Annotated in this window: 11 protein-coding genes; 9 read left to right on the top strand and 2 right to left on the bottom strand. The window is 41.1% G+C overall.

Annotation, left to right across the window (positions count from 1 at the left end):
- Positions 1-83: 83 nt before the first annotated feature.
- The 4 genes from HC179_RS20625 (at position 84) to HC179_RS20610 (ending at position 3,337) form a co-directional block, all read left to right on the top strand.
- Entirely contained in the window at positions 84-962 is an 879-nt protein-coding gene (locus HC179_RS20625; RefSeq protein ID WP_168866067.1) for an alpha/beta hydrolase, read from the top strand.
- An 88-nt stretch (positions 963-1,050) separates the two neighbouring features.
- Positions 1,051-1,902 carry an STAS domain-containing protein gene (locus tag HC179_RS20620; protein ID WP_168866066.1) on the top strand — a complete coding sequence of 284 codons (852 nt, stop codon included), beginning with the start codon at positions 1,051-1,053 and terminating at the stop codon, positions 1,900-1,902.
- Between the two features lie 105 nt (positions 1,903-2,007).
- A complete protein-coding gene (locus HC179_RS20615) occupies positions 2,008-2,895 on the top strand; it encodes a TIGR01777 family oxidoreductase (protein WP_168866065.1) in 888 nt (295 codons plus the stop codon).
- Positions 2,896-2,962: 67 nt separating this feature from the next.
- Positions 2,963-3,337 (top strand): TraR/DksA family transcriptional regulator, encoded by a 375-nt coding sequence (locus HC179_RS20610; protein WP_168866064.1) that lies wholly within the window; start codon positions 2,963-2,965, stop codon positions 3,335-3,337.
- A gap of 186 nt (positions 3,338-3,523) precedes the next feature.
- On the opposite strand, the gene HC179_RS20605 is transcribed toward HC179_RS20610, so the two are convergent.
- On the bottom strand, positions 3,524-4,885 hold the full coding sequence (locus HC179_RS20605; protein ID WP_168866063.1) for an MFS transporter: 1,362 nt from the start codon (positions 4,883-4,885) through the stop codon (positions 3,524-3,526).
- 20 nt (positions 4,886-4,905) lie between these two features.
- Positions 4,906-5,751, bottom strand: coding sequence for a patatin-like phospholipase family protein (locus HC179_RS20600; protein ID WP_168866062.1), 846 nt, complete (start codon positions 5,749-5,751; stop codon positions 4,906-4,908).
- 228 nt (positions 5,752-5,979) lie between these two features.
- Here HC179_RS20600 and HC179_RS20595 point away from each other — a divergent pair, with 228 nt between their 5' ends.
- The 5 genes from HC179_RS20595 (at position 5,980) to ilvD (ending at position 12,832) form a co-directional block, all read left to right on the top strand.
- Positions 5,980-6,969, top strand: a complete 990-nt coding sequence (locus HC179_RS20595) for an ABC transporter substrate-binding protein (RefSeq protein WP_168866061.1) — start codon at positions 5,980-5,982, stop codon at positions 6,967-6,969.
- A 255-nt stretch (positions 6,970-7,224) separates the two neighbouring features.
- Positions 7,225-8,019, top strand: coding sequence for a (2Fe-2S)-binding protein (locus tag HC179_RS20590; RefSeq protein WP_168866060.1), 795 nt, complete (start codon positions 7,225-7,227; stop codon positions 8,017-8,019).
- Between the two features lie 118 nt (positions 8,020-8,137).
- Positions 8,138-9,400, top strand: a complete 1,263-nt coding sequence (gene ilvA, locus HC179_RS20585) for a threonine ammonia-lyase IlvA (RefSeq protein WP_168866059.1) — start codon at positions 8,138-8,140, stop codon at positions 9,398-9,400.
- Positions 9,401-9,929: 529 nt separating this feature from the next.
- On the top strand, positions 9,930-10,874 hold the full coding sequence (gene ilvE, locus HC179_RS20580; protein ID WP_168866058.1) for a branched-chain-amino-acid transaminase: 945 nt from the start codon (positions 9,930-9,932) through the stop codon (positions 10,872-10,874).
- Between the two features lie 290 nt (positions 10,875-11,164).
- Positions 11,165-12,832: a dihydroxy-acid dehydratase gene (gene ilvD, locus HC179_RS20575; RefSeq protein WP_168866057.1), complete on the top strand. Its 1,668-nt coding sequence runs from the start codon at positions 11,165-11,167 to the stop codon at positions 12,830-12,832.
- Positions 12,833-12,845 lie beyond the last annotated feature (13 nt).

The following is a 12,845-nucleotide window of genomic DNA, read 5'->3' as shown; positions in this document are numbered from 1 at the left end:
TAATTCAACTCTATTCACAACCACACGACATCGTCTTAAGAATGAATAATATGGTAGAAGATAATGAAAGTGAGGATTAGCTGATGTTCACGTCTGTTATCGCAAAATTACTACGCCTCTTACCTAATAAAGCGTTAAAAACACCAATGGTACCTCTGCAGAAGATAAAAATGAAAAAAGATGTGTTAATTGAAACATCTGTCAACCGTACTAAAATATCGTTATATTATCCCCTAAAAGCCAACCAAAAGAACCTCCCTGTTTACCTTAACTTCCATGGTGGGGCATTTATTATGAACAATAGTGAAATGGATGACCCTTATTGTCGCTTCCTTTGTAATCAAGCAGAATGTGTTGTTGTTAATGTTGATTATGTGAAAGCACCGGAGTATCGTTTTCCTAAACCGATTGAACAGGGCTATGACATCATTCAATGGTTGAAAAGTAGAGCGGATGAGTTAAATATTGATGTAGAAAAAGTCATGGTTGGCGGCCAAAGTTCAGGTGCAAATATCGCAGCTGCGCTATGTCTATACCTTGAAGAGAAAGGGGACAATCAGCCACTTCTCCAAGTGCTTTCTTGTCCAATGCTGGACTTTGTTACCTCGCACGCAGATAAACCAGAACCAGATCGGTGGCGTTCTCGATATCCTCAAGTAGCAAATTTTATTAACATGTGTTATTTACCTGAAAAAGAACATGCTGGCCATCCACTTGCCTCCCCTGTCCTAGCTGATGTTAGTGAGCGCTTAGCTCCTGCACTTATTCTGAATGCCGAGCATGACGCATTTAAACCAGAGGCCGAATGTTATGCTGAGAAATTAAAAGCAGCGGGGGTAGACGTACAATATGAGCTATATAAAGACTGTTTCCATGCGTTTACCCACTTAGGCCCAAAGGAAAAAGCGGAAGAGGCTTGGACGTTGATAGCTAGGAAGATGAAAGAAGTTGTTGTATCTTAACAACAATATACTAGATCGTATCAGGGTAGTGCTCTTCCTGTCTGAAAGCGTTATAATATACTAAAATAAATTAAATAAGGGGCTTTTTATGGAAAAGAACGTGGCATTACATGATTTTATTGTAAATAATACGGATTCCTTGACTAACTCTTGGTTCCAGTCTAAAAAAGCAAAGGAAGGTAGTATCTATTCAAGTACTGCTCCTATCATTGGTGAGAAGTTACGTACCCAAAACAAGAAGTTCATTACAACTATTGCTCAAATTTTCATCAATGCTGATACGGAATCCAACTATGATGCTATTAAACAATGGGCTTCTGATGTTGCGAAGGATAGAGTTTCCACCAATACGGAATTAAATGAAATCATTCCTCAGTTTAAAGTGTTCCGTCAAATTTACTGGAAAAAAATTAATGAATTTGCATCAGAACCTACCAACTCGATTACTCCTGAGAAGCTGTTAACCTGGTCTAACCTTTTCCATTATGCGTTTGATAATGTTATCGAAGAATTCGTTGCAACCTATACAGCTTATCACCGAGCGACACTCTTGGCTCAACAAGAAATGATATCAGAGTTAAGTTCGCCAATTATAAAATTGACGAATGAAATCAGTGTTCTTCCATTGATAGGAAGCATTGATACACAAAGAGCGAAAGTTATTACAGAAACAAGCCTTAAACAGTGTCAGGAAAAGAATGTAAATTGCCTTGTCATCGATTTATCAGGTGTTCCTATTGTAGATACCATGGTAGCCAATCAGTTATTTATCGTTGTCACCGCTTTAGAGCTGATTGGAGTAAAAAGCATTATAACAGGTGTTCGCCCAGAAGTAGCACAAACAGCCATCCATCTTGGACTTGATTTCTCCCATATCACTATTTACTCTACTCTTCAAAAAGCATTGGAGAAATGGGAGTTTCGTAAAAAAAGAGTTTGATAATAACACGTTCTGACTATGGTGAAAGAAGGAAACCCCTAAAGCTGATGAGGGAGCTTGAATAATTGCTGGCCATTTAAAAATGATTAGAAAAGAGGAACACCCTTGAAGAAAAAAGTTGTCCTCGCAGGAGGAACCGGATTCATCGGTCAATATCTAGAAAAGCAGTTTATACAACAAAACTATGAAGTTATCATTATTTCAAGGAAGCCTCAACACGTTGCTTGGACGGATATTAAAGGAATTAAAGCTGCGATCGATAATGCCGAGCTGATTATTAATCTGGCTGGAAAATCGGTTGATTGCCGCTATAATGAGAAAAATAAACAAGAGATTTTTGATTCAAGGACAGAGACAACCAGAATTCTTGGGGAAGCTATTGAGTCTGTTTCTAACCCTCCTGGATTATGGATTAACTCTAGTACTGCGACTATTTACCGACATGCTGAGGACAGACCGATGACGGAAACAACCGGTGAGATAGGAGAGGGTTTTTCCGTAGAGGTTGCAAAAGCGTGGGAGAAGTCTTTTTTTGATTTTAACTTGCCACAAACAAGACAAGCGGCATTGCGGATTGCCATAGTCCTAGGAAAAGATGGTGGTGTGATGACTCCATTTAAAAACCTTGTCACATTTGGACTGGGTGGAATTCAGGGACCTGGTACACAAAAGTTCAGCTGGATACATATAGAGGATGTTTATCGAATCATGCTTTTCATTAGAGATAGAAAAGACTTGCAGGGAGTGTTCAATTGCTCTGCTCCGAATCCTATCTCTAACAAGCAATTCATGGCTGAGATGAGAGGGATAATGAATAAAAAGATTGGGTTGCCATCCCCAAGATGGATGCTCGAGATTGGTGCTGTTATCATCAGGACCGAACCAGAATTAATTTTAAAAAGCAGATGGGTCATTCCGGAAAGGTTAGAAAAAGAAGGCTATCAATTCAAGTATCCTAAGATCGAAAAAGCCCTAGCAGACATTTTATCCTAGAATACCGGTTTGTTTTATTCGGTGCTCCTAAGGGTATACCTTCACTAGATGAAGGGAGTAGATAGATATGACATTAACAAAAGAAGAGCAGAAAACACTACAAACTAAACTGGAAAAGATGAAAGAGAGCATAGAAGAAAAGCAGGAAAACAGTTTATTGGACGAGTCCATGCGCGAATCTTCTGGAGAAATCACTACAGGGATCGGTAACCACTTAGCAGAAGGTAACGCGGAGAGAGTCGAAAGAGAACAGGAACAAACCTTTGAACAAATAGATGAAAAATTGATAGGTGAGATTGACGAAGCATTAGCTAGAATAGAAGAAGGAACGTATGGTATTTGTGTCGATACTGGGGAAGAGATCCCTTATGAGCGGCTTGAAGCGCTGCCATATGCGAAACGAACTGCACAAGCGCAGGAGAAGTTTGATAAAGGGGATTAATATTTCTTATAACCAATAATAAAGCCTGCGGCCAACGCTTTTCAGCGAAAGGTCGCAGGCTTTTCTTTTCAATAAATCCTACTTGTTCAGCATTCGTAGCTGAGCGATGCCAGAATCGAATAGTTCTATAGTGTTTTGGCACCGAAGATGAGAAATATCGCTACTTCATTAAGCAAAAGGTATCCATTAAGACTGTCTCCCTTTCCTTCTTTTATACAGATAAAACACAACTGAAGTCAGTAACAATATTCCTGTAACCCCAAGGAAAATATTGCGGTATATCTCTTCCACTGGTAAGTCCCCTTGCCACACAATCAACAATCCAGTCAATGCAACTCCAAAGGCACCCCCGAAAAACTGGACAAGCTGGGCAATCCCCATGCCTGCACCAAGCTCCGACTTATCCAAAATCCTTGATATCTCATTGGAAATACTTGATGTGAGTGCTGAAAATCCTGTACTCATGAACATATAGGTAACCAAAATCACATAAGGGGAAAAGTTCCCGAGCAACGCAAATGATAATGTGGAGATGATTAATAACACCTGACCGAACAAAATCAGTGGGATATTGCCAAAGCGGTCGATGAATCTGCCGATAAATTGAGCGGCGATAGCAGAAAGAATTGCACCGGGAAAGATAAGCAAGCCAATAGTTGCCGGTTCCTTGTTGAATATCACTGCCAACATAATGGGCATTAAAAACAACGCGGAGAAATGCGTGACAAATGCACCAAATCCAATACCTAACAGTTTCACAAACTGCCCGTTTTTTAACAATGCAGGTTGGATGAAGGGCGTAGAAACCTTGTGTATATGACGCCATAGCCACAAGAGTGCTGCAATACTCACCAGTAAAATTGGTATCTTAAAAGTGGAAAGGTATAGTAAAAGTCCTGTTACGCAAATACCAATTAACAGACCACCAAGGTAGTCAAATTTGATTTTTTCCGTTTCTTCATGAGGTAATAGCTTTCGAAACAGTGGCAGTAACAGTAAAACGAATCCTGTCACGACAAAAAGATAATGCCAGCCCAAGTATTGAGTGATCAGTCCCCCGATTACCGGGCCAAGTCCAAATCCAAGGGAGGCGGCAGAAGAGATGAACGCCATCGCTTTTCCTCTTCTGGAAATAGGGATGTATCTTCCCGCCAACACCATCGCGAGCCCCGGGACAGCACCGGCACCTGCCGCTTGCAATAGTCTTGCGGCCAATAACCAGATGAAATCTTGGGAAAAGAAACCGATAATCGATGAAATGGCCAATAAGCCAAGTCCTGTGCTCAGCAACTTTCTAATCGGTAAAAAATCCGATAATCTGCTATATGTCAAAGTTGCAATGGCGAAAACGATGGAATAGCCAGATACAATCCAAGAAGCAGTGGAGGAGGATAGGCTCAGCTCGCTCAATACACTTGGCAAGGCAACGTTGAACATGGTCGTATTCATGACAACAAGCCAAACGGTGGCGCTCCAGATAAGGATGATTTTATTTTCTTGTATTACGGGTTGTTCTAGATCTTTAAGATCGGCAGCATGTAATGCCATTTGTCTCACCAGTTTCTATCTTAGTTTTGTAAAAATTCTTGTAGTGCCTTGTAGTTTTTTTCTGCATCTTCGTACCCTAGCTCATATAGTGCTTGAAGACGATCTTTTTTTCGTTCCATTCTGCCTACAGGTAAAGGCTTGCTCGGCTGAAAAACAAAGGTAGAGCCAGTATTCTTCTCCGATGCCACATAGTCCAATGTGTCATTATATAGCTTATAACGTGTCTGAAGACGTTCTGAGATAATTGGATACGGCTTGTATTTAAAAAGGGAAGAAAATCTGCTTGCTTTCTTTTTGTAGCCAACAGGTTTCGTCAAAATGACCACATTTTTCTCAAATCCATCTTTTTGAGCTTTTTTTAAAGGGATAGGATCAATGATTCCTCCGTCTAAGAGCATTTTGTCTTGATAGGCAACACTTGGTGCAACAAAGGGAAGAGAGCTTGATGCACGTATAAGTTGGAGCATATCTTCTCCATGTTGATCCATGTTGTAATAGATGGGTTCACCGGTCAGGCAATCCGTCGTTACGACCACAAACTGCTCTGTTCTGTTCAAGAATGTCTCATAGTCATAAGGAACAAGTTTATTCGGAATTTCATCAAATAAAAAATCCATATCAAACATCTGTCGTTTTTTCCAAAAGTTACGATAGGAAAGGTATCTAGGGTCTCCAACGAAGTCGATATTTACCTTTTTGTTTCTACCTGGCTGTCTGGATAGATAGGAAGCTGCCATACAAGCTCCTGCAGAAACACCAATCACATATGGAAAGTATAAGTCCTTTTCCATAAAATATTCTAAAATTCCGGCAGTATATACTCCGCGCATACCTCCGCCTTCAAGCACTAATCCACTGTTCAACAACTTCTATCCCTCTTTTCATAAAATGTCCCATTCTTTTCATAAAGCATATTGTAACAAACCACTCCAACCTTTGTCCGGAATAGTGCCTGAAAATAATCGTGCGAGAAAAAGTCCATGCAAAATGTATAAAAAGTGCATAGCATTCCTAGTCTTTGCGACCTATAATAATAATGAAAATCATTATCAATTACACAGGCTGAGCTACAGTCAAAAGAAAGGGAGATAGAAATGAGAAAGTACAAAGGGTTTACTCAATTAATGCTTACATTCAGTATACTGACATTAATTTTAGCTGGATGCGGAGCAAACAATACAGGAAGCGATACAGTGAACAGTTCTAAAGACGATGATGCAGTAAAAAAGGAAGAGTCTTCAGAATACACGGTTCAACATGCAATGGGGGAAACAACCATTGAAGATACGCCGCAAAAAGTGGTTGTACTTACAAACGAAGGAACAGAAGCTTTATTGGAACTTGGTGTCACTCCGGTCGGTGCTGCTAGCCCTGGTGTAGGAACGGAATGGTACGCTCATATCAAAGGCGAAATGGAAGGGGTAACAGAGCTAGGGGAAGAAACAGCACCCAACCTTGAGACAATCGCAAGTCTTCAGCCTGATTTGATCATTGGAAACAAAATTCGCCACGAAGAGATTTATGAACAATTAGAAGCGATTGCACCAACTGTATTCTCTGAAGATTTAGCAGGAGATTGGAAGCAGAACTTTGAACTATACGCAAAAGCGTTGAATAAAGAGGCGGAAGGCAAAGAAGCAATGGCAAATTACGATAAGCATGTAGAAGAAGTAAAAGGGAAGCTTGTAGATAAATTGGATATGGAAATATCCGTTGTCCGATTCTTGCCAACGACGGTTCGTATCTATCAAAAAGATACATTTGCAGGGACAATCCTTTCTGATTTAGGATTTGCACGTCCAGAAGCGCAAGATAAAGATAATTTCATGGAAGTTATTACAGAAGAACAGATGAGCAGCATGGATGGTGACGTTATGTTCTATTTCAATGCCGACTATGATGAGGAAAAAGGCGGAACAAAAATGCAAGAAGCTTGGATGGAACATCCTCTTTATGAAAAGCTAAATGTTGCACAAACGGAATCTGCCTACAAAGTAGATGAAATCATTTGGAACCTATCTGGTGGAATTAAAGCAGCAAATCTTCTATTAGAAGATATCGTGAAGTATATGGAAGAAAAGTAAGTAAGAATAGGGAAGGTTGACATATGCTGTCAGCCTTCTTTTAATACGGCTCTGTTAAAGCATACTGTTGATTTTTTCAGCAACCTAGCTGTTGATTGGAGCAATAGGCGAAGACTCCTTAGGGAGATAGCGTTTAGGGGAGACCCCGCAGGCGTTTTTCCGAAGAGGGCTCCCCAAACGCCCCTAGGAAAGCGAAGCCTAGTGCGGAAATCAACAGCGGTGTTTAACAGAGCCTTTTATAAAAGGAGGGAGAGGATGGAGCTTAAAAAACAATGGTGGACTTGGGACCAGATGACATGTTTCTTTTATATGTCGAACCAAGAAAAAGTGGATGTTGTCTGGGAATGTCGGATAAGTGAGTTGGGCGATCCAGAAATTCTACAAAAATTATTGGACATTTACGGTGAGGGAATTAAAGCAACGACAAAGGACGTTACTGTCATGTATCTTGCAGGCTGGTTTGGATATTTATGTGGGTCTATGCATTTCTTATCTTCGGATGGATGGAAGGTCACCCCAGAAAATATTAAACTGCAATTATATAAAAATCAACGTGGAACGATACTGATTTCATTTGTCGTTCATTCGGAAGATATAGATGAAAAAGGGGACAGAGAGTGGGTAGAAGAATTTTATAAAGATATTATGAATCCCGTATATAAGCAAATGCACTCTAAGTCAGATAGCAACCATCTTTTACATATGTGGTACCAGGCAACTCATAGTCTTTATTGGATTTCAGACCGGATGAAGCATTCTAGTCTTCCTGAAAAATATAAGTTACAATATGAAAAAAACGTGGAAAAGTTTAAGGGTGGAAATCCTTTATCTTGCATGGGAATGAATACGGCAAAACATCCCTATGCAAAAAAACTAATATTTATTGATAATCCTTGGGATTTAAATGATCCGATGCCTTTGAAACCTTCTTGTTGTCTTGCTTATCAAACAGAGGGAGGGCACTTATGTTATACCTGTCCGAGAATGAAAAAATCCGAGCGACAAGAGAAATTTGATAAAGTGTTAGCAGAGCATTCGACAACGAGGTAAAGATGTCGAATGCTTTTTATTTATGTACGAGCGGAAAATTCATCGTGACTTTTTAAAACAACTTGTTGTACAATAATTCACAATATTCATTTTTCGTTAAAAGAAAGGAGCGGTAAGATTGGCAAAAGCATTACAGACAAGAGTGACATCAGAAGAAGTGGAGCGTGCTTATGAGGTACTGAAGGATGTGGTTGTCAGAACCCCGCTACAGTTGGATACTATCCTCTCAGAACGATATAACTGTAAAGTCTATCTGAAACGGGAAGATCAACAGGTGGTAAGATCCTTTAAGATTAGAGGAGCTTACTATTCGGTTCATAGTTTAACAGAGGAACAACGAGAAAAAGGGGTCGTGTGTGCGAGTGCAGGTAACCATGCACAAGGAGTTGCCTATGCTTGCAAAAAGCTCGGAATAAAAGGCAAGATTTTTATGCCAACTACTACACCAAGACAAAAAGTGTCACGAGTAGAGTTTTTTGGGGGCGAATTTACAGAAGTTGTTCTTACGGGCGACACATACGACGATTCCTATCAGCAAGCGATGAGAGTATGTGAAATGGAAGAGATGAAATTTATCCACCCATTTGACGACAGGTTAACCATCACCGGACAGGCAACAGTGGGCATGGAAATTTCTGAGCAATTGCAGGAAGAGTGTTCTCATGTGTTTATGAGTATAGGCGGTGGGGGACTGATCTCAGGTGTGGGATCCTATCTGAAAGAAAAGCGTCCCGATACAAAATTGATTGGTGTGGAACCGTTCGGTGCTCCAGGTATGAAGCAATCATTGGCTCAGAATAAAGTGGTAAGATTAAATGAGATTGATAGCTTTGTAGATGGAGCGGCTGTGAAACAGGTAGGAGAGCTGCCGTTTGAAATGACCAAAGACCTCGTAGATGATGTGGTGTTGGTACCAGAAGGGAAGGTCTGTACTACTATCCTAAATTTGTATAACGAGAATGCCATTATTGCCGAGCCGGCAGGAGCTTTGTCTATTGCTGCACTAGATTTTTATAAGGATGAGATCGCCGGTAAGACGGTAGTCTGTATTGTGAGCGGAGGCAACAATGATTTAGACCGGATGCAAGAAATGAAAGAAAGGTCCTTGATCTATGAAGGGCTTAAGCACTATTTTATTGTCAACTTCCCTCAGCGTGCAGGAGCATTGCGCGAATTTATGGAGGATGTTTTGGGAGACACAGACGATATTACACGATTTGAGTACACAAAGAAAAATAACCGAGACAAGGGTCCGGTGTTGGTCGGCGTCGAACTTCGCAAGCCAGACGATTATTTTGCTATTATTGACCGTATGGAAAAGAAAGGATTTACCTATATCGAAATAAATAAAGACAAACAGTTATTTAATTTATTGATATAATGTTAGATTGTCTTAGAAAAGAGCGGGGTAACTCGTTCTTTTTTTATGTTTTGAGAGAAAAAAAGAAGGGTATGTAAAAAAATTTAACAAACATTTGTAAGCGTTTTCTTTGTTTATAGGACAAAAATGAAAGCGTTTTTATATTGTCTGTAAAATTTGAATTATCTGAAATTAGGTGTTGACTGCCTGTATCGACGGTATTAAAATAACATCAACTCAAAGAAACATTGATAAAAGAAATAACATTTCCCTTATCAGAAGGGTGTCTAGGGTTCCGGTGATTTCAGGAAAGTAAAGTGGTAGTGCAAGAAAGAATAATCTTTGCAATATCAGCCGAATTTTCCAATCATGTCTGGTCCGAGCGATACCAGCACGATCTTGACAGATGGTGTACACCGCGAGGAAAAAAGCCTCTACGGATAGGTTCTGATGAACGTTTAACGTTTATTCAACCTGACCAAGGGGCAACTTTTAAACTGTTATATGTCAGAATATTCAAACAATAAAAAGTGGAAAGAGGAGATTAGTTATGTGTAGATACATCTATATGAATGGGCAGCTAGTAGAAAAAGAGAAGGCAGTTGTATCTGTATATGATCACGGATTCCTATATGGCGATGGCGTTTTTGAAGGAATCCGAATGTACAACGGAAATGTATTCCGTCTTCGCGAACATCTTGAAAGATTATATGATTCTGCAAGGTCTGTACTATTGGACGTCCCCTATACCATGTCTGAACTTGAGGATATTATCGTTGAGACTCTCAGAAAGAACAAATTGCATGATACGGCCTATATTCGACTGGTCCTATCAAGAGGAGTCGGCGATCTCGGTTTAGATCCCACAAAATGCAAAACTCCAAACCTGATTGTCATTGCTGAGCAACTGGCATTATTCCCTAAAGAACTCTATGACGTAGGCATTACGATGGTAACCGTTCCTACTAGAAGAAACCGTCCGGATATCTTAAGTCCTAAAGTAAAATCACTTAACTACTTGAATAACATCATGGTAAAAGCTGAGGCAAATATGGCTGGTGCCAATGAAGCCCTTACGCTTAACACAGAAGGGTATGTTGCAGAAGGATCTGGACAGAACATCTTTATCCTAAAGGGCAACAAACTATTAACTCCGCCAAGTTATGTTGGAGCACTGGAAGGTATCACGCGAAATGCCATCATCGATCTCGCTAATGAAATGGGATATGATGTCCGAGAAGAACCGTTTACAAGGCATGATGTGTACGTAGCTGACGAAGTGTTCTTAACAGGAACTGCAGCAGAGGTAATCCCGGTTATCAGTCTTGATGCAAGGAAAATCGCAGACGGAAAACCAGGTAAAGAAACCCACAAAATTCTAAACCGCTTCCGCCAGTTAGTTGTAGAAGACGGCCACAAAGTCTACCCAGAAGAAACTCAAGTAGGCTGGGAAATCAACGGCGGAGTGCTGTTGGGTGAAGCGTTGAATCATTAATAAAGAAAACTTGTTAACATCAGTTACCTTCCGTTCCAGGTATTCGCTTTCCGCGGGGCGGTACTTGAGCCTCCTCACTTCGTTGCGGGGTCTCAAGTCTACCGCTACCTCCCGCCGGAGTCTCATACCTTGCACTACAGGCAACTGGAGAAACAGGAGAAAAATTGTTTATTATCAATACGTTAAAGTATCAAAGAGGGGTCTCACCCTCACTACGTTAAAGCATTAAAAAGGGGACCTGTCATCACTAGTAAATCGTCAAGGTCCCTTCTAAAGGAGTGAAGCAATCGATGAGAAGTAATACGATCAAGAGGGGAATTGACAGAGCACCACATAGAAGTTTGTTGCATGCTGCTGGGGTAAAGCCGGAGGATATGGATAAGCCGTTCATCGGCGTCTGTAACTCTTATGTGGATATTATTCCGGGGCATATGCATTTAAATAAATTTGCAGAAGTGGTAAAGGAAGCAATCAGGGAAGCTGGTGGCGTTCCTTTCGAGTTTAATACAATCGGGGTGGATGACGGAATTGCGATGGGACATATCGGAATGCGTTATTCGCTACCAAGTCGGGAGCTGATTGCAGACTCAGCAGAAACTGTCATCAACGCCCACTGGTTTGACGGCGTGTTTTACATCCCGAACTGTGACAAGATCACACCAGGCATGCTGATGGCAGCGGCCAGAACCAATGTCCCTGCAGTATTTGTATCCGGTGGACCAATGGAAGCCGGTAGAACAAAAGATGGCAGGCCACTATCACTTGTATCCGTTTTTGAAGGAGTTGGAAGTGTCCTTTCCGGAAAAATGTCCCGTGAAGAACTACTCGAAATTGAATCGAGTGCTTGTCCAACATGCGGCTCTTGCTCCGGAATGTTTACTGCAAACTCCATGAATACGTTAATGGAAATGCTAGGAGTGGCACTCCCTGGTAACGGTACCATGGTGGCAACCTCCAATGAGCGCCACCAACTGATCAAAGATGCTGCAAAACATCTTATGAGACAAATCGAAGAAGATGTAAGACCTAGAGATATCATCACTAAAGAAGCAATCGACGACGCTTTTGCACTCGACATGGCAATGGGCGGATCGACCAATACCGTTCTACATACCCTTGCCATCGCACATGAAGCTGGAATCGAGTACAAATTAGAAGACATTAATAAAATCGCAGAAAGGATCCCTTATCTATGCAAAGTAAGTCCGGCATCAGATTACTCTATGCAGGATGTCCATGAGGCAGGTGGCGTAAGTGCCATCATCAAGGAACTTTGCCAAATTGAAGGTGCCATCCATCCTGATCGTCTCACCATCTCCGGTCAATCCATTCAAGAAGTGGTAGATCATGCACAGATCTTAAATGACCAGGTCATCAGGAAAAAAGATAATCCATATAGTCCTGTCGGTGGGTTAAGTATTCTATTCGGAAACCTTGCACCAAATGGAAGTGTAATAAAGGTTGGAGCAGTAGATCCATCTATCAAAACGTTTACAGGAGAGGCCATCATTTTTGAATCACAAGATGAGGCCCAGGAAGGAATTAATAGTGGTCAAGTCCGAGAAGGGCATGTAGTAGTCATCAGGTATGAAGGGCCAAAAGGCGGACCAGGAATGCCTGAGATGCTTGCACCAACTTCCTCTATTGCTGGGAGAGGATTATCCACTAAAGTAGCCCTCATTACAGATGGCAGGTTCTCTGGTGCCTCAAGGGGTATCTCTATTGGACATATCTCTCCTGAAGCCGCAGAAGGCGGTCCAATCGCATTTGTGGAAAATGGCGATATCATTCAGATAGACTTACCAAAACGAACCATACATTTATTGGTTGAGACGGAAGAATTAGAAGCGAGAAAAAAGAACTGGCAACGACCAGAATCAAAAGTGAAAAGTGGTTACCTTGCAAGATATGCAGCACTTGTAACGTCAGCTAATACTGGAGGAATCCTAAAAGTATAGCACCGAACACAAG

The organism is Bacillus sp. RO1, from assembly GCF_012524115.1.
Taxonomy (GTDB): Bacteria; Bacillota; Bacilli; order Bacillales; family Bacillaceae_I; genus Sutcliffiella_A.
This window is presented reverse-complemented; position numbering and strand designations above follow the sequence as displayed.

Coding starts and splice junctions, on each gene's coding strand:
- HC179_RS20625 (WP_168866067.1), top strand. CDS start 84: ATGTTCACGTCTGTTATCGCAAAATTACTACGCCTCTTACCTAATAAA.
- HC179_RS20620 (WP_168866066.1), top strand. CDS start 1,051: ATGGAAAAGAACGTGGCATTACATGATTTTATTGTAAATAATACGGAT.
- HC179_RS20610 (WP_168866064.1), top strand. CDS start 2,963: ATGACATTAACAAAAGAAGAGCAGAAAACACTACAAACTAAACTGGAA.
- HC179_RS20605 (WP_168866063.1), bottom strand. CDS start 4,885: ATGGCATTACATGCTGCCGATCTTAAAGATCTAGAACAACCCGTAATA.
- HC179_RS20595 (WP_168866061.1), top strand. CDS start 5,980: ATGAGAAAGTACAAAGGGTTTACTCAATTAATGCTTACATTCAGTATA.
- HC179_RS20590 (WP_168866060.1), top strand. CDS start 7,225: ATGGAGCTTAAAAAACAATGGTGGACTTGGGACCAGATGACATGTTTC.
- ilvE (WP_168866058.1), top strand. CDS start 9,930: ATGTGTAGATACATCTATATGAATGGGCAGCTAGTAGAAAAAGAGAAG.
- ilvD (WP_168866057.1), top strand. CDS start 11,165: ATGAGAAGTAATACGATCAAGAGGGGAATTGACAGAGCACCACATAGA.